Annotated in this window: 14 protein-coding genes, 1 tRNA gene and 3 rRNA genes; 3 read left to right on the top strand and 15 right to left on the bottom strand. The window is 46.3% G+C overall.

What is annotated here, in order from left to right:
• Positions 1 to 16: 16 nt before the first annotated feature.
• The gene (locus tag MHB49_RS00475; protein WP_405154635.1) at positions 17 to 2,356 is read right to left on the bottom strand and encodes a PAS domain S-box protein; all 2,340 of its coding nucleotides are present in this window, start codon (positions 2,354 to 2,356) and stop codon (positions 17 to 19) included.
• Positions 2,357 to 2,690: 334 nt separating this feature from the next.
• Between MHB49_RS00475 and tadA the strand changes: the two genes are divergently transcribed.
• Both tadA and MHB49_RS00465 read left to right on the top strand, forming a co-directional pair.
• Positions 2,691 to 3,191: a tRNA adenosine(34) deaminase TadA gene (tadA, locus tag MHB49_RS00470; RefSeq protein WP_405154634.1), complete on the top strand. Its 501-nt coding sequence runs from the start codon at positions 2,691 to 2,693 to the stop codon at positions 3,189 to 3,191.
• Between the two features lie 33 nt (positions 3,192 to 3,224).
• Complete coding sequence (locus MHB49_RS00465) at positions 3,225 to 3,794, top strand: GNAT family N-acetyltransferase (RefSeq protein ID WP_405154633.1); 570 nt, start codon at positions 3,225 to 3,227, stop codon at positions 3,792 to 3,794.
• A gap of 86 nt (positions 3,795 to 3,880) precedes the next feature.
• Here MHB49_RS00465 and MHB49_RS00460 read toward each other — a convergent pair whose 3' ends face one another.
• From MHB49_RS00460 to MHB49_RS00400, 13 genes are all read right to left on the bottom strand, one after another.
• Positions 3,881 to 4,975, bottom strand: coding sequence for a hypothetical protein (locus tag MHB49_RS00460; protein ID WP_405154632.1), 1,095 nt, complete (start codon positions 4,973 to 4,975; stop codon positions 3,881 to 3,883).
• Between the two features lie 271 nt (positions 4,976 to 5,246).
• Complete coding sequence (locus MHB49_RS00455; protein WP_247900176.1) at positions 5,247 to 5,399, bottom strand: small acid-soluble spore protein P; 153 nt, start codon at positions 5,397 to 5,399, stop codon at positions 5,247 to 5,249.
• Between the two features lie 23 nt (positions 5,400 to 5,422).
• Positions 5,423 to 5,599, bottom strand: a complete 177-nt coding sequence (locus MHB49_RS00450) for a hypothetical protein (protein WP_405154631.1) — start codon at positions 5,597 to 5,599, stop codon at positions 5,423 to 5,425.
• A 25-nt stretch (positions 5,600 to 5,624) separates the two neighbouring features.
• The gene (locus MHB49_RS00445) at positions 5,625 to 5,966 is read right to left on the bottom strand and encodes a hypothetical protein (RefSeq protein ID WP_247900174.1); all 342 of its coding nucleotides are present in this window, start codon (positions 5,964 to 5,966) and stop codon (positions 5,625 to 5,627) included.
• A gap of 208 nt (positions 5,967 to 6,174) precedes the next feature.
• Positions 6,175 to 6,263, bottom strand: a tRNA-Ser gene (locus tag MHB49_RS00440).
• Positions 6,264 to 6,764: 501 nt separating this feature from the next.
• Positions 6,765 to 8,048, bottom strand: a complete 1,284-nt coding sequence (gene serS / locus MHB49_RS00435) for a serine--tRNA ligase (RefSeq protein WP_405154630.1) — start codon at positions 8,046 to 8,048, stop codon at positions 6,765 to 6,767.
• Positions 8,049 to 8,310: 262 nt separating this feature from the next.
• Positions 8,311 to 8,901 (bottom strand): pyridoxal 5'-phosphate synthase glutaminase subunit PdxT, encoded by a 591-nt coding sequence (pdxT, locus tag MHB49_RS00430; protein ID WP_247900172.1) that lies wholly within the window; start codon positions 8,899 to 8,901, stop codon positions 8,311 to 8,313.
• 376 nt (positions 8,902 to 9,277) lie between these two features.
• On the bottom strand, positions 9,278 to 10,666 hold the full coding sequence (locus MHB49_RS00425) for a D-alanyl-D-alanine carboxypeptidase family protein (protein ID WP_405154629.1): 1,389 nt from the start codon (positions 10,664 to 10,666) through the stop codon (positions 9,278 to 9,280).
• A 431-nt stretch (positions 10,667 to 11,097) separates the two neighbouring features.
• Positions 11,098 to 12,555 carry an IMP dehydrogenase gene (gene guaB / locus MHB49_RS00420; protein WP_247900170.1) on the bottom strand — a complete coding sequence of 486 codons (1,458 nt, stop codon included), beginning with the start codon at positions 12,553 to 12,555 and terminating at the stop codon, positions 11,098 to 11,100.
• Positions 12,556 to 12,908: 353 nt separating this feature from the next.
• Positions 12,909 to 13,025 (bottom strand): 5S ribosomal RNA (rrf, locus tag MHB49_RS00415).
• Between the two features lie 145 nt (positions 13,026 to 13,170).
• A 23S ribosomal RNA gene (locus tag MHB49_RS00410) occupies positions 13,171 to 16,098 on the bottom strand.
• A gap of 340 nt (positions 16,099 to 16,438) precedes the next feature.
• A 16S ribosomal RNA gene (locus MHB49_RS00405) occupies positions 16,439 to 17,990 on the bottom strand.
• The 16S, 23S and 5S rRNA genes sit together here, the layout of an rRNA operon.
• Before the next feature lie 552 nt (positions 17,991 to 18,542).
• Positions 18,543 to 19,100, bottom strand: coding sequence for a hypothetical protein (locus tag MHB49_RS00400; protein WP_405154628.1), 558 nt, complete (start codon positions 19,098 to 19,100; stop codon positions 18,543 to 18,545).
• A gap of 77 nt (positions 19,101 to 19,177) precedes the next feature.
• Between MHB49_RS00400 and MHB49_RS00395 the strand changes: the two genes are divergently transcribed.
• Positions 19,178 to 19,777 carry a TetR/AcrR family transcriptional regulator gene (locus MHB49_RS00395; protein WP_090905165.1) on the top strand — a complete coding sequence of 200 codons (600 nt, stop codon included), beginning with the start codon at positions 19,178 to 19,180 and terminating at the stop codon, positions 19,775 to 19,777.
• 148 nt (positions 19,778 to 19,925) lie between these two features.
• On the opposite strand, the gene MHB49_RS00390 is transcribed toward MHB49_RS00395, so the two are convergent.
• Positions 19,926 to 21,263: a TrkH family potassium uptake protein gene (locus MHB49_RS00390; protein ID WP_110002356.1), complete on the bottom strand. Its 1,338-nt coding sequence runs from the start codon at positions 21,261 to 21,263 to the stop codon at positions 19,926 to 19,928.
• Between the last annotated feature and the right edge of the window lie 105 nt (positions 21,264 to 21,368).

Genomic DNA, 21,368 nt, shown 5'->3' with positions numbered 1-21,368 from the left:
GGTAATCTCACCTCATCTAGTTCTCTTCTTCTGAAGGTTCATTGTCCGTCTTATGATCTTCCTCTATATTCTCCGGCTGCTGTTGGGAAGCAGGCAGATCGATAATGACGGTGGTCCCCTTATTTAGTACGCTTTTGATATCCATCATGCCCTTATGTGATTGAATAATTCGCTGACTGACCATCAGACCAAGCCCTGTGCCCGATTCCTTGCTTGTAAAGAATGGTTCCCCGAGCTTAGGCATCAGTTCTTCTGGAATTCCAGTGCCTTCATCCTTAATTTCAATCCGAACCCGACTATTCTCTTGGTCATGATTGAGTTTAATTCGAATATTGCCCCCGTCTGGCATGGCCTCCATGCCGTTCTTAAGCAAGTTAATGAAGACTTGCTTCAACTGATTCTCTTCACAGTGTACCATAGCTGAATCAGATGAAGCATTCAGTACAAATTCCACACCATGCAGATGCGCCTGGCTGTCCAGCAATGATATAACATCTCCCAGAATGAAGCGAATATCCCGTTCCTGAAAATGAACCGCCTGTGGTTTGGCCAGGATCAGAAACTCACCCACAATAAGATTAATTCGATCCAACTCGGACAGCATCAAATCCAAGTGACGATGATTAAGCTTGTTCGTCTCTTGCTGAAGCTGAAGAAAGCCACGTAGGGTCGTAAGCGGATTACGTATCTCATGCGCAACTCCAGCTGCCAGCTGTCCTACCGTCGTCAGTTTTTCGGAACGTCTGAGCAGCTCCTCCATACGGTTACGGCTGGTAATGTCTCTTGATACGCTGATCAGTGCTGTGATCTCGCCTGCTTCATCCCGGACTGGTGCTGTGCTCACGCTGACTTCAACACGGCTGCCATCCTTCTTCATCCATGTCGTTTCATTAGACGTAATGGACATGCCCTCAATCAACTGGGCATGCTGCTCTTCCATCTGCTCTTCAGTACCCGGAGGGATAATCTTCAATTTTCGACCTTCTACTTCACGACTGCGCCAGCCGTACAATTGCTCAAAGGCACGGTTTACTCGCAGTACATTTCCATCCAGATCCGTAATATGAATCGCGTCTGCTGTTTGATTAATGATCGATTCCAAATGTTCTTTTACCGCACGATTTTCCTCATACATCTGTTTCAGACGATTCGTATAATGTCCCAAATTACGAATCATGGCATTAATGCGATTAGCCAATTGGCCCAGTTCATCTTTCCTTCGCACTTTCAGACGGAAATCAAAATGGCCATCTGCCACATCATTCACTTTTCCCAAAATAGATTGAATAGGGCGGGTAATGTAACCCGCGAGCAAATAACTCCCAAAGATCACAATCTCCAGCAAAACAAGTGAAATCGAGGCATGACTAACCAGCTGTTCCGATACCATGGAGGATATTTGCTTATAATCCATGACAATACTAATCACATAGGATGATTCATTGGGAGTGAATATCGGAATGAAACTCTTGAGCACCTTCTGATCATGAGTTTCACTGACAAAGGATACATTCTGCCCGGTACGAATTGCCCTTACAACCGCCTTATGATCCTCTTCTGCGGCACCATATTGATATGTACCGAAACGAATAGGCCTGTTGTTTAACTTGTTGTGATTCGTGTCTCTTCCGTCATTGCCCATGCTCGAACTTCCGAAGGTTAATGGATTAATCCCTGTAATCTCCAGAATCGAAGGATTAACTTCCCGAATTTTATTCAAAATCTCGTCTGGACCAGAGATCTTCACATAGTCGTCAACAGCGGCATTATTATAGAAGGGATTGATTATGTAATTCCTCTTCCCATCGTGATAGTAACCCCAAATATCAACATCTGACGGATTTGATGTAGAGTATTCAAATCCATCCGACCAAAAATGGTCCAATTTCTGCCCCTGTGAAATCGTAACCTGATGATTTTCGAACAGCTGTTTAAATGCCTGGTACCAGTATGTCATGGATTTGGTAGACAATCCGATCTCCTTTGGATCTGACGATCGGGTAACCACAATATCATCAGCCGTTTGCTCCATCAATGAAATGTGGGAGACACCGACTTTTTCGCTCATGCGGACCAGGTCTTCATTTGTGATATTATTAATATCAGGGTCCAATTCTTCCGCTGCCATTACAGACGCCAGCCATAGATTGTTCCCGATTTGTCGTTTTACATATTCTGAACTGGATTGACTCTGTTCGACAGCAATTGCAATCTGTTTGGCCGTAAGCACCATCTTGGTTTCGCTGTCCTGCCTTAGATTCTCTTCTGTAGTATAATAACTCAGTGCTATATTCAAAACCAAAATGACGAGCACCGAGCACGACATAATCATGGATAATTTCGTTTTAATAGACAACTTTTTCGTTCACCTCTCGGCTTGTACCCTCTGGCGATATATGGCAAAACCTATATCCATCATAACTGTTGTGTGTCTATTTGAAAAGGATAATTGACCCTTGTCCAAAAGTTACCGCTTGGCTGAAAAACGCGAAATCAATTGTATTTTGTCTTTTCGATGCCTACAATGGGAATAACCACTAAAAATTATACACAAATCCACAGGTATGTGGATAGCATGTTCATAACTATGTGAGCAACTCGTTAGTTATCCACATACTTATACACAACATGTTAACAAACGAATGTCTGTTCGCCGCATAAATGCTCTTTGGAAGGAGTTTTACATTTTAATGAAGGATGACGTTCTCCAACCTGAACTTTCGCATCTCTCGGAGGAGGCTCAGCACGAGCACTGGATGCGTGAAGCCATTGCTGAAGCATACAAAGCAGAAGCACTCGGGGAAGTACCCATCGGGGCTGTAATTGTTCAACATAATCGTATCATTGGTCGTGGGTACAACCTGCGCGAGACCACACTTGATTCCACCGCACATGCGGAGATGGTAGCCATCCGGCAGGCCAGTGAGGCCATCGGTGCATGGAGACTCCTGGATTGCAGTCTGTACGTCACACTGGAGCCCTGCCCCATGTGTGCAGGGGCCATTGTACAATCCAGAGTGCCTCGAGTCATATATGGCACCGCTGACCCCAAGGCTGGCTGTGCAGGAACGCTGATGAATCTGCTGCAGGAACCTCGTTTTAATCATCGAACCGAAGTAATTGCTGACATTCTGCAGCCAGAATGCTCTACCATGCTGACTCAGTTTTTCAGGCGTCTACGCAAAAAATAGAATTTATATCCATCTGGAAAGGAAGTGCATTCCATGCCGCTTACTCTATACGACACACCAAAAGGAATAAGTCTTCGGTTACTTACTCCACAAGATTCGGAAGCTTATCTTGCTCTTATTCAAATCACACGTCATCCCTATCAAGCTGTTGAACCAATCCGGGATGATGAATTCTATACACTGCACGCGCAAACCAGACGCATTCAGGATAGAATGCAGGCGGCCGAGGAAGGCACAGGTTATCAATTTGGAATCTTTACAATTGATGATGGTCTTCTCATCGGTCAGGTCAGTTTGAATAATGTCGTTCAGGGCGTTGCCAATTATGCGGATATGGGGTACTTCATCCATCCAGACTACCAAGGCGGTGGACGAATGACCGCAGCCGTGAAGCTCGCCGTGTCCTATGCCTTCCGTGCCCTGAAGTTAAATCGTGTTCAGGCAGCTATTCTGTTATCCAACTCCGGCTCCAAACGAGTTCTGGAGAAGAACGGCTTTCAGGCTGAAGGCATTGCTCGTAAATATCTCAAGATTAACGGAGAGTATCAGGATCATCAGATCTACGCTGTGCTGGCCGAGGATATGAGTGAATCTTTACAGTAACTAATGAGAAAACTCTGGAACAACATAAAGAGCCGTTCAACCCTAAGGTTGAGCGGCTCTTTGCTTTAACTAATGAATTGGAGAACTTAATATCCGTAAGATGCGTTCATTAACTCTTCAAACTCATCCATTGTAATAACGTCTTCGCCAGTAGGAATATTGATTTTAAATGCTGGCTTCTCGTTAATTTTGGTGTATGTGTTCGAACCTGTGAAAGCAAGTTTAATTTCATCCTTGGTATCAGGTTGTTTGATCAACAGATCAGCAACCAATTTTTGATATACCGGGAAATCTTTTTTGTCCAAAGCAAAATCAATGTGGAACTGGTTAATGGTCAGTGTATCTTTCAATTGATCCAGATCTTTAGCCATTTCAGCTTGATCTGCTTCAGTGATTTTCAGATCCTCTTTAGCTTTGTCGATATCTTCCTGACTCATTTGCAACATATCACGGTACTCTTCTTTAGAGATGATATCCAGTACTTTTGGCAATGCTTTGGTTACCAGGACAGTAACGGCTTCTTTCACATTGTCATTGTTGACCGAAAATTGAACAACTTGCTTCGCATCCAAACCTTCAGGAAGCTGCGCATCCTTCACATTCAGGTTTTTAAAGAATTTATCCTGATCGTACTCGCTCAGAACCGCATCCATAACTTCATTGCTCAGCTTTTGTGTTTTCGCTGCATCCATAGCATTCGGATTCCATTCCGTTCCTTCTTGCTCAGCCAGTTCTTTCAGATCCAGCTCCAGGAATTTACCAACAACCGTTTCCGGAATCGGGAAGAACGGAATACTTGGCACCTTAACATATAACTTCTCAGCGGTCATAACCATTGGAATGTTAAATGTCATACCCATATCGCCTTTAAGCTCAATACCTACCGTCATTTCAGTCTGCATTGGCTCGCTTTGGTATACGCCAGTTACATTCAACTGAGCATCCTTCAGCATGCTCATAAACTGAGACATCGTTGGATCCTGTTGTGACTCGTCTGCAGCTTTATAGCTCAATTCATTGATAGTGAAATTAGAACTCATCTCATACGAAGTCAGTTTGGAAGCATTGGCTGCCGCCGTCTTTAATGCCTCTTTTGGCTCTTGCTTGCTGCTACATGCTGTCAGTGCCATGGATACGGTTAACAGCAACGTAAGAAGAAGCGCCCCCATACGTTTAGTCATTTGTTTCTCTCCTCTCGTGATAACCCCAAAAAAATAATTCAATATCAATGATATACCATTTATTCTAAAACGGAAACACGATTTGGGAAATTTGTGATCTTTACTCTGCAAATTGGCTACAAAGACCTATGTAAGCTTTAGATACAATTAGGTGCGCTTCTTCAAATTATGTATGAACGCGCAAAAACCCCGGTTTGTTAACCGGAGTTATAGGTTATCGTTATGCAATTATTAGGTGCTAAAAAGCGGAAAAATCTTGCCTTCACCCGACTTAGCCTTGAGGATTGTTATGATCGACATGGTTCTGGTTTTTCACTTTTTTGGAGCCTGATAACGGTTCCTGCATGGAAGAATGCTTTTCAGGTTTTCGATGCTGCTCAGCAGCCTGGGCCTCAGGCACAGGTGTTGCTTTAGGTTTGCTCATGTTGTTCCCTCCTCTTCATTGGATTAGGAATGGGATGGGTCCATATCTTCCGTTTTGTCATGATTCATGGAATCCTGATGCCGACGATCGTTTGAGTCCTGTTGAATTTGCTGGGCATGGTGACTATTCACAGGTGTCTGATTCAGGTCCGCGACTACATTCTGCAGATTTTTATCTGTTCCCGCTTTGGCTTTGCTCACGTATTACCACTCCTTTGACATCTGCCTAATGTCTGGTTTTGGATTGCAACGATTGGGCACATTCATGAATATGACGCGTGTAATCCTGAGCCAATTCCTGAATGGGCTCTGTACGCTCATCTGTCGTCCTTCCATCGCGTTCCACATCAATCAGCTGCACACTGACTTCACGTGAATCCACATAGGCACACTTGAAATCAAAAGAGTACATCTGGTGTCCCGCTGTTGCGATGTGAATTCGAATAGCTTGTTGATCAGCCTCGTCAGCCATAACCTGAGCCCGATCTCCGACATTTAGAACTTCAGGCAACCTTTCCTGCCAAGCACCCACAAGCTCCGTCTGATCTATGTTTAATTCGCGGTTCATCTTACCACCTCCACTCTTATATAAAGTGCGGCGATTCAGATGTTTTTATGCATCACACAGATATTGAAACAAACCGATTATTGAAACAAACTGAATTATGTCGTAGACATGCTCTGGAAATATAGGTTGAAGCGACAGCGCTGGATATATAAATAAATGCAAAAAAGGACTCGAGCTTATCGCTCGAATCCTTATCATGATTGTAGTATGGCGGAGAGGGTGGGATTCGAACCCACGTGGAGTTGCCCCCTAACGGTTTTCAAGACCGCCCCGTTATGACCGCTTCGGTACCTCTCCAGGACATTAACTTTTATAAACTTGCCAACGAAATTGATCATACCATAGTTATATGCCAGAAAGCAACCTTTTTATTAATTTATTTTAAATACCATTAAAATTGTTGTTCAGAAACTGTTCAGCCCTGCCTTGTATATTTGATTTTAAACTTTTTCATTATGTGATAATTGAGATTGTTGATAGGTATGTGGCTCATTCGGCAACGGAAGCGGGAAATGGTCTTTTACTTCTGCATTTCCTTTTCTCTCTATCCAAAATGAAGTAGTTAATACGCTGGGTCACTCCGCGCATTTACGACATGGGACTGGCTGTCACCGCATGAGTTTCCTCAAAAGGGAGAAGTCATATTAATGAGGCTGGAACAGATGTCTTTGCGTTAGTACGCTGCTGCGCTCCATTGAATATGTGAACTAAAAAAACCGTCTCCCTGTGAAAATGGAACGTTCTAAACTTCCATTTGTCAGGGGACGGTTTTTTATTGCATTCATTTAGTTAAACATCCTAGGAACGACGGGCAATCACGTCGACTCCACCCATGTAAGGACGAAGCGCTTCAGGAATAACCACTGTTCCATCCTCTTGTTGGTAGTTCTCCAGAATAGCAGCTACGGTACGCCCTACTGCCAGTCCTGAACCATTTAACGTATGGACAAATTCCGGTTTCGCTTTTGGCTCTCTACGGAAACGGATATTAGCCCGACGTGCTTGGAAGTCTTCACAGTTCGAGCAAGACGAGATTTCACGATACGTATTGCTTTCCGGCAACCAGACCTCAATGTCATATGTTTTGGCAGAAGTGAAGCCCATATCTGCTGTGCACAACGTAAGAACACGGTAAGGAAGCCCTAATAATTGAAGCACACGCTCCGCATTTTGGGTCATGTTCTCCAATTCCTCATAAGAAGTCTCAGGCGAAGACAGTTTCAACAACTCAACTTTATTGAACTGATGCTGACGAATCAAGCCGCGTGTATCCCGTCCAGCAGAACCTGCCTCGGATCGGAAACACGAGCTGTATGCTACAAAGTGTTTAGGCAGCTGGTCTGCATTCAAAATCTCTTCGCGATGATAGTTCGTTACAGGAACTTCAGCGGTAGGAATCAAATAATACTCGGTATCTTTCAGCTTAAACAGATCTTCCTCGAATTTCGGCAGTTGACCTGTTCCAAACAAGCTGTCACGGTTAACGATGTATGGAGGCAGAATTTCTTCATAGCCATGCTGATCGCTGTGCAGATCCATCATGAAGTTAATCAAAGCACGTTCCAAACGTGCACCCAGTCCTTTATAAAAAGTAAAACGGGATCCTGTTACTTTGGCAGCTGCTTCAAAATCCAAAATGTCGAGATCCTGTGCAATTTCCCAATGTGCTTTTGGTGTAAATGCAAATGACTTCGGTTCTTCCCAGCGACGAATCTCCACATTATCATCTTCTGAAGCACCAACAGGTACACTCTCATTAGGAATATTCGGGATCGCCATAGTCAGATCGTTAATCTTCACTTCCAACTCACGTACTTCTTCATCCATTGCTTTGATTCGATCGGAGACTTCGCGCATCTCAAGGATTAACTCGTCTGCGTTTTCACCGCTCTTTTTAAGCTTGGCAACTTCCCCCGATACCGTATTCCGGCGGCTTTTCAGGTTTTCACTCTCTTGCAGCAACTCACGACGCTTGGCATCCATGTCTGTGAACCCGGCGATTAGATCCAGCGATTTGCCACGTTTCGTCAAAGCTTCTTCAACACGCGCGTATTCATTCCGCAATATTTTCACATCAAGCACTAGATATCCCTCCCAAATAACACCGCAAAGTGGAAACCTTTCTAATTGCTTATTCCACCAGTTTGCAGTACCGTATAATTTCATCAATCTTCAATGGTAAAAAACAACCTATGTCCGGCGGTACCTACGCTGCGATTTCCGCTCTGGAACCAGATACGGGCAACAAGCAGGCATCTGACCAGAAAGGTCCAGCCAGCAAGCCTTGTGGGTCTCTGGAGGACCGATCCGGTTCACCGGCAGAGTATAGGTTGTATATCTATCACTATTGGTTCTGTACAGATTGTTTATACGACCTTGCCATGTCCACAAAGTACGCATGCAGTCGATAATCATCTGTTAGTTCAGGATGATAGGAACAAGCCAGTAAATGCCCCTGACGAGCAGTAACAATCTCATCCTTGTAAGTGGAGAGAACCTCTACTTCTTCACCCACACTCTCAATTAGGGGTGCTCGTATGAACACAGCCCTTACCGTCTCCTCAATACCTTTTATCGGAAGGTCCGTTTCAAAACTTTCCCTCTGACGTCCAAATGCATTTCTGGATACAGTCATATCCATTAGCTCCAGATGTGCTTCCTCTTGTCCTGCAATATGTTTAGCCATAACGATCAAACCAGCACAGGTGCCGAATACCGGTTTACCCTCAGCAGCGAATGCCCGAATGGCCTCCATAAAACCATATTTGCGCATCAGTTTGCCAATTGTGGTACTCTCACCGCCAGGAAGAATTAACCCATCCAGCTCCTCGAGTTGCTGAACCTGTTTAATAGCCAATCCTTCTGCTCCGGCCCGTTCAATACTACGAATATGCTCAGTGACTGCCCCTTGAAGTGCTAATACGCCGATCCTCATGTAAAATCTACCTTTCTCTTACCAGCCGCGATCCTGGATGCGCTCGGAAGGTGCAAGTTTGGAAATCTCAATACCTTTTATCGGTGCTCCAAGGTTTTGAACACTTCAGCATACAGCTCGTCCTCAGACATACTGGTTATTTTACGAACCTGGCCATTAATAAAGTGCAAGTGTCGAACAGTTTCAACAGTGCTTCTATCCAGAAAAATAATAGACTTTTTAACTGAATCATACGTAGAATTCTAACTTGATATTTTACCCGAAAAATTGTAAATATACAATCCATCTGGTCGTAATCCCTTGCATTTTGTCTGTGGTCTAACGCCACTACATTCGAAAACATCATAATATCCTGTGTTCTTATGAATCTTGTCGATTAGAACAGGTTTTTGATACCATCAAACAAATCAACGAAAAAGTCTTTCACTGCACGGAAGAAGAGACGGAACCAACCGCCTTTTTCGGCTTCTTCTGCGGTGATGAGGTTCACTGTCTTCTCCTGAGGTTCAATCCCCTCAGCTTTGTACGTATAAGTAACTGTCCCAACCTTGGTTCCGGCCTTGATTGGAGCGACTAGTTTATCAGCTTCAGTTACATTTGCTTTGAATGTCACGTCCAGGTTTTGAGTACCTTTGGGTACAACGAAACTAACAGCATTATCCGTCACTACAGGTACAGTCGTTTCCGTCCCTTTTTTCACAGGTACAGCTTCCCAGCCTGTGACTTTAGTTTTGGCAGCAACCGCCTGTTTAACTTCAAAGTTGTTGAATCCATAATCAAGTACTTTCTTCGTTTCTCTAAAACGTGCCGGCTCCGAATCAGTACCCATAACTACACTAATCAGACGCATGCCATTCCGCTCGGCAGTACCTGTAAAGTTATTCCCTGCGTTCGTGGTATGGCCTGTTTTCATCCCGTCCAGACCCTCGTAGGCATAGCTTTTGAAATTGGTGATATTTTTATTCGCTTCCAGCATCCAGTTATAGTTGATGATTGGATCTTTATCATTGGGACGGAATTTGTAGGATTGAATCGTTGTAAAATCTTTGTAGTCCGGGTGGTCCATAATGATATATCTGCACAAAATGGCCGCATCCCGTGCTGACATAACGATTTCTTTATCTTCAGTTGGACGGAAATCCGCAGGCATATCCGCACGATCCAGACCTGTGGAGTTGATGAAGTAGCTATCTTTCATTCCCATACGCTTTGCTTCATCATTCATCATTTTCACAAAGTCTTGTTCGGATCCTGCCACATGTTCAGCCAAAGCAACCGTTGCATCATTGGCAGAACCAACAGCCATAGCAATGTACAGATCCTTGACTGTATGTTGGTCACCTTCTGCGAGGAAAATTCGTGAACCAGTACTTTCCGCTGCGTTCTTTTTAACTGTAACGACATCATCCCAGTTCAATTTCCCCTGTTTGACCTGTTCAGCCACAATATACTCAGTCATCATTTTCGTCATACTGGCAGGCGGCATAGCTTTATCGGCATTAACATTGAGTAGAATCTGACCCGTTGAAGCCTCCATCAATATGGCTGACTTAACATCGAGACCCAGTGAGTCTGCTGAAGGGATGTTCACGGCTCTTTCTGTCTTCGTTGTTGTAGCTGCTGCGGTCAACACTTGTCCTGAATCGTTTGCAGCAGCCATAACAGGCATCACCGCAGACATGCAGAGCATATTAATCAGCATAACCGAGGCTACGCTTTTTTTGAGCATTTGACGTTTTTTCTTATTCATTTGTTTGGCTTTCAATGATGAATACTCCCTTCGGTCCGAAGCTTTCTATTGTGTGCTTCAGTGCAGCTTGAGCTGCCATATTTTCTTAGTCCCTCTCAGGTGAAGATGATGTGTGAGATGTGTCATATATGCGCTGTATCGAAAGAGCAATGTCATTGCTCCTAAAGTTCGAATCGATTGTCACTTAGTTAGCATTAAATGAAATGCTTATGTAAAAGGACGTCCGCGCTTCTTTTTTCGCTGGGCAACCTTCAACCTTTGTCTATTACTCAAAATTCATTGTCAAAAACAGTTTCATAGACTCACGTCAAAAAACCGCCGCAACGCCCTAATCCATTAAAGGATCATCACCGCTTGTTCTATTCTATCACAGGGGTATCCGCAAAAAAAGACAGGCCCGGCGAAAATCGCCAAGCCTGTCCTGGAAATGATTAACACAATTCATATTACAACGAGTAGTTAGGGGCTTCTTTCGTAATTTGTACATCATGCGGATGACTCTCACGAAGTCCCGCACCTGTAATACGAATGAATTGAGTGTTGTTACGAAGCTGTTCCAAACTGCTTGTACCACAGTATCCCATACCTGAGCGAAGACCACCGATCAACTGATGGATGGTATCAGATAATGGCCCTTTATATGCAACACGTCCCTCAATTCCTTCCGGAACCAGTTTCTTGTCATCGTCTTGGAAGTAACGATCTTTACTTCCTTGTTTCATCGCAGCCATTGAACCCATACCGCGGTAAACTTTGTAGCTTCGTCCTTGGAAGATTTCCGTTTCTCCCGGGCTTTCTGCCGTACCTGCAAACAAGCTTCCCAGCATAACTGCATGAGCACCTGCAGCAAGAGCCTTGGTGATCTCACCAGAGTACTTAATGCCACCGTCAGCAATGATTGGTACGCCATATTCACGCGCTACACTTGCACAATCGTATACTGCTGTAACTTGAGGAACACCAATACCTGCAATTACACGAGTTGTACAGATGGAACCTGGCCCAATTCCCACTTTTACAACCGACGCCCCTGCTTCGATCAATTCACGGGTTGCATCGCCTGTAGCTACGTTACCTGCAACAATTGTTAGGTTCGGGAAACGCTCGCGCAGCTGACGAACCGCATCAATGATGTTAATGTGATGTCCGTGTGCCGAGTCTACCGTGATCAGGTCCACACCGGCTTGAACCAATGCATCCGCACGTTCAAAGGTATCTTTGGAAATCCCAATCGCTGCGCCGACCAGCAAACGCCCTTGTGCATCTTTAGCTGCGTTAGGGAATTGAATTGCTTTTTCGATATCTTTAATAGTAATGAGACCTTTCAGTGTGTTGGACTCATCTACTAATGGAAGTTTCTCGATTTTATGCTTCTGGAGGATGCCTTCTGCTTCTTGCAGTGTAGTACCTACAGGCGCAGTAACCAAATTCTCACGAGTCATGACTTCACTGATCTTAATGGAGAAGTCGTGGATGAAACGCAAGTCACGATTTGTCAGGATACCCACAAGCTTTTGGTCTCCTTCAACAATGGGTACACCAGAAATGCGATACTTTGCCATAACGGATTCAGCATCAGAAACCAGATGTTCCGCTGTCAATGAGAACGGGTTAGTAATAACACCACTCTCTGAGCGCTTAACCCGATCCACTTCCTCCGCTTGCTGCTCAACAGACATATTTTTATGGATGATACCAATACCGCCTTCACGGGCAATGGCAATAGCCAATGTCGCTTCAGTAACAGTATCCATACCAGCACTAATCAAAGGAATATTCAGTTTAACGCTGTCACTCAAACGAACAGATACGTCCACTTCTTTAGGCAGTGTCTCGGACTTCCGGGGCACCAGCAGTACATCGTCGAAGGTGAAACCTTCCTTACCAAATTTATCTTCCCACACGCGGGCGTTCCTCCTTATGTTTGCTCAGCTTTACGGTCCAAAACCCGAAGATCTCAGGCTGTATTTTATGCCGAAAATACGTTTTCTGAAAAATTTATTATTGCCATCTTAGCAAAGCGTTATTTAGACTGTCAAGGGAAACTCCCTGGTTATATTAGGTGTATTGCCTGTTGCATACAACTGTATTTCTCGTACGGACAGAATCGTTCTATATATAAAATATGCCACTCATATCGAGTGGCGTTTATCATTGTTAAATCACTTAGCTCATTGTTTTTAACCCAATAGCTATCCCTGCGTTTGCTTATAAACAAATAAAAACCACCACCGAATTACATCGGCAGTGGTTCTTTGCTTGGCGGCTTCCTACTCTCCCAGGACCCTGCGGTCCAAGTACCATCGGCGCTAGAGGGCTTAACGGTCGTGTTCGGGATGGGTACGTGTGGAACCCCTCCGCCATCGCCACCAAACGCGATTTGTCGAAGCATAGCTTCTTGAAATCAAAGTTGGAACTGAAAATCATACACACCTTCCGTGATGTACCGATTTTCATTTCAGAGTTTATTCTCTGAAAACTAGATCCGAAACGAAATCTGCGATTTACAACTTGCATATTTGGATAAGCCCTCGACCGATTAGTACTGGTCAGCTCCATGCATTGCTGCACTTCCACCCCCAGCCTATCTACCTCGTCGTCTTCAAGGGGTCTTACATACTGGGAAATCTCATCTTGAGGGGGGCTTCACGCTTAGATGCTTTCAGCGCTTATCCCGTCCGTACATAGCTACCCAGCGGTGCTCCTGGCGGAACAACTGGTACACCAGCGGTACGTCCATCCCGGTCCTCTCGTACTAAGGACAGCTCCTCTCAAATTTCCTACGCCCACGACAGATAGGGACCGAACTGTCTCACGACGTTCTGAACCCAGCTCGCGTACCGCTTTAATGGGCGAACAGCCCAACCCTTGGGACCTACTTCAGCCCCAGGATGCGATGAGCCGACATCGAGGTGCCAAACCTCCCCGTCGATGTGGACTCTTGGGGGAGATAAGCCTGTTATCCCCAGGGTAGCTTTTATCCGTTGAGCGATGGCCCTTCCATGCGGTACCACCGGATCACTAAGCCCGACTTTCGTCCCTGCTCGACTTGTAGGTCTCGCAGTCAAGCTCCCTTATGCCTTTGCACTCTTCGAATGATTTCCAACCATTCTGAGGGAACCTTTGGGCGCCTCCGTTACTCTTTAGGAGGCGACCGCCCCAGTCAAACTGCCCACCTGACACTGTCCCCGCACCGGATTACGGTACCAGGTTAGAACCTAGATACGATCAGGGTGGTATCCCAACGGTGCCTCCACCGAAGCTGGCGCTCCGGCTTCAAAGGCTCCCACCTATCCTGTACAGATCGTACCCAAATTCAATATCAAGCTGCAGTAAAGCTCCATGGGGTCTTTCCGTCTTGTCGCGGGTAACCTGCATCTTCACAGGTATTAAAATTTCACCGGATCTCTCGTTGAGACAGCGCCCAAGTCGTTACGCCATTCGTGCGGGTCAGAATTTACCTGACAAGGAATTTCGCTACCTTAGGACCGTTATAGTTACGGCCGCCGTTTACTGGGGCTTCGGTTCACAGCTTCGGGACGAGTCCCTAACCGCTCCCCTTAACCTTCCAGCACCGGGCAGGCGTCAGCCCGTATACTTCGCCTTACGGCTTCGCACAGACCTGTGTTTTTGCTAAACAGTCGCTTGGGCCTTTTCACTGCGGCCCCCTCGTGCTATTCACACTACCGGGGCACCCCTTCTCCCGAAGTTACGGGGTCATTTTGCCGAGTTCCTTAACGAGAGTTCTTCCGCGCGCCTTAGAATTCTCTTCTCGCCTACCTGTGTCGGTTTGCGGTACGGGCACCATCACCTGGCTAGAGGCTTTTCTTGGCAGTGTGAGATCATGACCTTCGCTACTATAATTTTCGCTCCCCATTACAGCCCAGCCTTACGATGTGCGGATTTGCCTACACATCAGCCTCACTGCTTAGACGGACATCCATCAGTCCGCGTCACTACCCTGCTGCGTCCCCCCATTGCTCATAACGGCTTACGGTGGTACAGGAATTTCGACCTGTTGTCCTTCGACTACGCCTTTCGGCCTCGCCTTAGGTCCCGACTTACCCTGAGCGGACGAGCCTTCCTCAGGAACCCTTAGGCTTTCGGCGGATCAGATTCTCACTGATCTTTTCGTTACTCATACCGGCATTCTCACTTGTATAATGTCCAGCGCTCCTTACGGTACACCTTCAACCCTTATACAACGCTCCCCTACCCCTGATGCAAAGCATCAAGCCATAGCTTCGGTGGTGTGTTTAGCCCCGTTACATTTTCGGCGCAGAGTCACTCGACCAGTGAGCTATTACGCACTCTTTCAATGGTGGCTGCTTCTAAGCCAACATCCTGGTTGTCTGTGCAACTCCACATCCTTTCCCACTTAACACACACTTGGGGACCTTAGCTGATGGTCTGGGCTGTTTCCCTTTTGACAATGGATCTTAGCACTCACTGTCTGACTCCCGGAAGTAAGTCTATGGCATTCGGAGTTTGACTGAGCTTGGTAACCCTTGCGGGCCCCGCACCCAATCAGTGCTCTACCTCCACGACTCTGTTTTCCGAGGCTAGCCCTAAAGCTATTTCGGGGAGAACCAGCTATCTCCGAGTTCGATTGGAATTTCTCCGCTACCCCCACCTCATCCCCGCACTTTTCAACGTGCGTGGGTTCGGGCCTCCAGTGCGTGTTACCGCACCTTCACCCTGGACAGGGGTAGATCACCCGGTTTCGGGTCTACGTCCACGTACTTATTCGCCCTATTCAGACTCGCTTTCGCTGCGGCTCCGGCTCTTCACCTTAACCTTGCACGGGAACGTAACTCGCCGGTTCATTCTACAAAAGGCACGCCATCACCCCTAAAACGGGCTCTGACTTTTTGTAAGCACACGGTTTCAGGTTCTATTTCACTCCCCTTCCGGGGTGCTTTTCACCTTTCCCTCACGGTACTGCTTCACTATCGGTCGCTAGGAAGTATTTAGCCTTGGCAGATGGTCCTGCCGGATTCATACGGGGTTTCACGTGCCCCGCACTACTCGGGATCCGTCTCGGAGAGAGCAGACTTTCAACTACAGGGCTTTTACCTTCTTTGGCGGGCCTTTCCAGACCTCTTCGTTTAACCGGCTCCTTTGTAACTCCATGTGAGACGTCCCACAACCCCAGAGAGCAAGCTCTCTGGTTTGGGCTTCTCCGCGTTCGCTCGCCGCTACTGACGGAATCACTATTGTTTTCTCTTCCTCAGGGTACTTAGATGTTTCAGTTCCCCTGGTATGCCTCTACGTAACCTATGTATTCAGTTACGAGTAACTGGAAATTACCCCAGCTGGGTTTCCCCATTCGGACACCCCCGGATCAAAGCTTGCTTACAGCTCCCCGAGGCAGTTTCGTTGTTCGCCACGTCCTTCATCGGCTCCTAGCGCCTAGGCATCCTCCGTGTGCTCTTAGTAGCTTAACCATATTGCTCCGGTTTTGACTGCTCGCTTCCCTTGTTTTGCTTGCGCAAAGCCAAAAGTCGCTCCCATTCAATACCATCGCAAAAGCAATTAAGTACCAATTTATTGGAACTTGTTTAACACAAGTTCAGCTAAAAAGGAATGTTCTAATTCGCATATTTCGTTTCGATATCTAGTTTTCAAAGAACAAGCTCCATGCAAAAGCAAGCTGTTTGAGAGTTTGAGCTCTCAAAACTGAGCAACGAGTGAGTTAAAAGCTTTACGAAGTAAAGCTCGCTTCGGAAGCATGCTTCCTGAAGACTTGATTTGAATGTTTCCGCTGCGGGAAACGATTCTCCATAGAAAGGAGGTGATCCAGCCGCACCTTCCGATACGGCTACCTTGTTACGACTTCACCCCAATCATCTATCCCACCTTCGGCGGCTGGCTCCTTGCGGTTACCCCACCGACTTCGGGTGTTATAAACTCTCGTGGTGTGACGGGCGGTGTGTACAAGACCCGGGAACGTATTCACCGCGGCATGCTGATCCGCGATTACTAGCAATTCCGACTTCATGCAGGCGAGTTGCAGCCTGCAATCCGAACTGAGACCGGCTTTTTAGGATTAGCTCCACCTCGCGGCTTCGCAGCCCGTTGTACCGGCCATTGTAGTACGTGTGTAGCCCAGGTCATAAGGGGCATGATGATTTGACGTCATCCCCACCTTCCTCCGGTTTGTCACCGGCAGTCACCTTAGAGTGCCCATCCGAAATGCTGGCAACTAAGATCAAGGGTTGCGCTCGTTGCGGGACTTAACCCAACATCTCACGACACGAGCTGACGACAACCATGCACCACCTGTCTCCTCTGTCCCGAAGGAAAGGTACATCTCTGTACCGGTCAGAGGGATGTCAAGACCTGGTAAGGTTCTTCGCGTTGCTTCGAATTAAACCACATACTCCACTGCTTGTGCGGGTCCCCGTCAATTCCTTTGAGTTTCAGTCTTGCGACCGTACTCCCCAGGCGGAGTGCTTAATGTGTTAACTTCGGCACCAAGGGTATCGAAACCCCTAACACCTAGCACTCATCGTTTACGGCGTGGACTACCAGGGTATCTAATCCTGTTTGCTCCCCACGCTTTCGCGCCTCAGCGTCAGTTACAGCCCAGAGAGTCGCCTTCGCCACTGGTGTTCCTCCACATATCTACGCATTTCACCGCTACACGTGGAATTCCACTCTCCTCTTCTGCACTCAAGTCACCCAGTTTCCAGTGCGATCCGGGGTTGAGCCCCGGGATTAAACACCAGACTTAAATGACCGCCTGCGCGCGCTTTACGCCCAATAATTCCGGACAACGCTTGCCCCCTACGTATTACCGCGGCTGCTGGCACGTAGTTAGCCGGGGCTTTCTTCTCAGGTACCGTCACCTTGAGAGCAGTTACTCTCCCAAGCGTTCTTCCCTGGCAACAGAGCTTTACGATCCGAAAACCTTCATCACTCACGCGGCATTGCTCCGTCAGGCTTTCGCCCATTGCGGAAGATTCCCTACTGCTGCCTCCCGTAGGAGTCTGGGCCGTGTCTCAGTCCCAGTGTGGCCGATCACCCTCTCAGGTCGGCTACGCATCGTCGCCTTGGTGAGCCATTACCCCACCAACTAGCTAATGCGCCGCAGGCCCATCCCCAAGTGACAGATTGCTCCGTCTTTCCAGTTTCCTTCAGGCGAAGAAAACAACTATTCGGTATTAGCTACCGTTTCCGGTAGTTGTCCCAAACTTGAGGGCAGGTTGCCTACGTGTTACTCACCCGTCCGCCGCTAACCATCAGAGAAGCAAGCTTCTCTTCAAGTCCGCTCGACTTGCATGTATTAGGCATGCCGCCAGCGTTCGTCCTGAGCCAGGATCAAACTCTCCAATAAAGATGAATTTCAGAAGCATCGTTAGAGGCTATGAAAACCATCGGTGGTATTGAAAAGAGCGATAAGCTCATTTTGAAACTGACGAGATTAAAAATCTCATTTATTTTGCTTTGAAACCATACAGCCCGAAGGCTTGTACCGATTTCTCAGCGCCGATCTTGCAAGCAAGATCGTTACTCACTCGTTGTTCAGTTTTCAAAGATCAAACGTGTTTCGCTGCTCAGTGTTGTTCACCGCAGCAACTTTTATATCTTACCACATCCAAACCAACTTTGCAAGCTCTTTTTTTAAGTTTCTTTCGAAGCTTATTAGATTTGCTTGCCGCACCGTGTTTCTCGTGTTTTCTTGGCCGGAATTAGAATATACCATGTACAAATATCGAATGCAAGCTTTATTTTCAAAAAAATATATCATGTTTCTCATTTTGCTCTCTACCTACCAGGACTATTTAATATCCCATTAATTATCATCAACACTCCCTTTCCCAGAACATGCGGAGCATCCCTTCTTCCAAAGATATTCCGCGCGTTCTCCAACTTATCCAATCATATGTTACTTCACTTTCTTCACCGGCATCTTTCGCGGCCATAAGCTATAACTGAAGCTGATTATAAAATCGATTCCCAATATGATTCCCCATACTCTTATGAGATTAGAAAATGCCGCAGTACGCTCCGCATCACCAATCCACCAGATCATCGCGAGCAGAAACATGCTACCTATGCACCAAGCCAATAGATGTCTAAGCCATCCCACTCTTTCACGACTAGCATGCTCACTGCCGTACACCTTGCTGCTTCGCGGATTATCTCCACCTTTGAACCAATATAGGAAATAACGATCAGCCAAAGCGATCATCTGATGACCATAGGCAATACTCACCCCTATATATATAGCTGCAATGCCATGAACCATACTCGCTGTAGCACCCCGTTGAAGATCCATCACCGTCGCTACCATAAGAAGAACATCCACAACTGGCGTTGCCATTAACAGCGCGACCCCTGTTCGTTTCATCCCAAGCAGATAACGCACACTCAGACCTGCAGCGACAAATACCCAGAAGGCAATCTCACATCCAATAATAAAATAGGCAATCAAATGATCCACTCCTTTTATAACACAAATGTATTAAATACAATTTAACACGTTTGTATTACAATAATCAACAATGATATAATCCTTATATGCCTAAAATAGTTGATCATGATAAACAACGTCTGCTCGTAGCCGAAGCGGCTTGGCGTGTCATCCGAAGAGATGGCATGGAACAGGCCTCCGTTCGAAATATTGCGGTAGAAGCAGGAATATCGGCCGGGTCTATGCGCCACTACTTTTCAACCCAATCGGAACTACTCCTATACGCAATGAATCTGGTATCCGAACGGGTATCGAATCGAATCACACAGATGTCCTTTAATTCATCTCCTTTGGAGAATATGAAGCTTCTGTTATTAGAACTCTTGCCAAGCACGGATGAAAAAATGGCCGAAATGGAGGTGTGGTACGCTTTTACCGCCAAGTCCAAGAGCGACCCTGTTCTCAAAGAGCATGCCGACAAAGTCTATAATGAGCTCCGACACGCGATGGCTACGGTTATCACCTACCTCATGGAGCTCAATCTCTCCCGTACAGACCTTGATAAGGAGCTGGAAATTGAACGGCTGTACGCATTGGTCGACGGTTTGGGAATTCATGCGATTCTTCGTCCTGACCAGATGAACACCAAGATCATGGAGGATATCCTTACTATGCATCTTGCAACGTTATGCCGAGATGCAGAATAACATACCGTCAAATCAATCAAAACAGCTCTACTCTTCGTACCAACAGGAACCGATTAATTGCTTCTATGTAACAAAAAAACCGTCAGGCATTCGTTGTAACTAACCTATTCCGTAAAGGGTTAGTCCTAGATGCGCGACGGTTTTCTTTTTATCCAATAATAATCCGGCCCTCCGGATGGCGATACAGCTTCTTCTCTTTGCGCGGACGAAGCGCATATGCGATAGTGAGTGGCCCGATACGTCCGATAAACATCGTGAAGGCGATAATTACTTTTCCCCATACCGTTAATTCATGCGTTACCCCCACCGACAAACCTACTGTCCCAATTGCCGAGGCCGCCTCAAACATGAGTGAAAGGAACGGTGCATCCTCTGTCGTAAGTAATAACATTACCACAACCATGAATATGATCAAGGAAACCATAATAATCGTTAATGCTCTCATCAGCAACTCTTTCGGAACACGCTGACGGAAAAATACAATATCTTTATTGCCACGAATCATGGCATACACCGCTCCAATCATGATCAGGAACGTTGTCGTCTTGATCCCACCCCCGGTTGATCCCGGAGATGCCCCAATAAACATCAACAGAATGAAGAAGAACTGGGTTGCCTGCCTCATCTGGGTAATATCAATGGTGCTCGTACCCGACGAACGTGTAGAGACCGATTGGAAGAACGAGGCGTAGATCTTTTCGCTCCAACTGAGAGGCGCCAGAGTGTGCCCATTGGTGAATTCAAATACAAAAAGTACAATGGCACCAATACCAATCAGCGCACCTGAGACGGACAACACCAGTTTGGACTGCAACGATAAGCGGCGGCGCTTGCGGAACTCAAACAAATCATTCAGTACCACAAAGCCAAGTCCACCCGATACAACCAGCACAGAAGCTGTCAGGTTAAACAACCAGTCGCCTGTATAATACTGAAAACTATTGCCAAACAGATCGAAACCACCATTATTAAATAATGAAACCGAGTGAAAAGCACCATAGTATACCGCCTGCCAAAAAGGCATCTCCGTTGCCCAGCGCAGTGCCAGTATAACGGCAGCCACACCTTCAATGGTAAACGAAAAAATCAGCACTTTGCGGATAATGCGTACAATGCCTTCCATACTGTCAGCGTTGATCGCCTCTTTCAGAAGCAGTCTGTCCTTCAGCGAAATTCGCTTACCCAATACTAATGCAAACAACGTTGCGATGGTCATGAAGCCAAGTCCACCTAGCTGCATAAGCACCATAATTACGATTTGACCGAACAGGTTGAAGGTTGTCCCTACATCCACTACAACCAACCCGGTTACACATGCGGCAGAGGTTGACGTAAACAGCGCATCAATAAACGCTAAATGCTCGCCGCTTTGATTGGAGATGGGTAGCATGAGCAGAATCGTACCGATCATGATAATAAGCATAAAACCACCAACCAGAATCAATGGGGGTGATAGGAATTTAGCAATGTGAAGCCTAAACTTCATGGAGGGCACCTCTTTTAACATAATACAAGCAGGTAGGCGAACAAGTTCTGTCACCACACTTTGATAACACATGCTCTTCAGACGAATCTGACACTTCAATGCCTA

It is taken from the genome of Paenibacillus sp. FSL K6-0108 (assembly GCF_045040695.1).
In the GTDB taxonomy this organism is placed as follows: domain Bacteria; phylum Bacillota; class Bacilli; order Paenibacillales; family Paenibacillaceae; genus Paenibacillus; species Paenibacillus pabuli_B.
The sequence above is the reverse complement of the archived record's forward strand: the minus strand, read 5'-3'. Positions and strand labels throughout refer to the sequence as shown.

Excerpts from the sequence above, each read along its gene's own strand:
- pdxT (WP_247900172.1), bottom strand. The coding sequence starts at position 8,901 with ATGAGGATCGGCGTATTAGCACTTCAAGGGGCAGTCACTGAGCATATT.
- tadA (WP_405154634.1), top strand. The coding sequence starts at position 2,691 with ATGAAGGATGACGTTCTCCAACCTGAACTTTCGCATCTCTCGGAGGAG.
- MHB49_RS00395 (WP_090905165.1), top strand. The coding sequence starts at position 19,178 with ATGCCTAAAATAGTTGATCATGATAAACAACGTCTGCTCGTAGCCGAA.
- MHB49_RS00455 (WP_247900176.1), bottom strand. The coding sequence starts at position 5,399 with ATGAGCAAACCTAAAGCAACACCTGTGCCTGAGGCCCAGGCTGCTGAG.
- MHB49_RS00465 (WP_405154633.1), top strand. The coding sequence starts at position 3,225 with ATGCCGCTTACTCTATACGACACACCAAAAGGAATAAGTCTTCGGTTA.
- MHB49_RS00445 (WP_247900174.1), bottom strand. The coding sequence starts at position 5,966 with ATGAACCGCGAATTAAACATAGATCAGACGGAGCTTGTGGGTGCTTGG.
- MHB49_RS00460 (WP_405154632.1), bottom strand. The coding sequence starts at position 4,975 with ATGACTAAACGTATGGGGGCGCTTCTTCTTACGTTGCTGTTAACCGTA.
- MHB49_RS00390 (WP_110002356.1), bottom strand. The coding sequence starts at position 21,263 with ATGAAGTTTAGGCTTCACATTGCTAAATTCCTATCACCCCCATTGATT.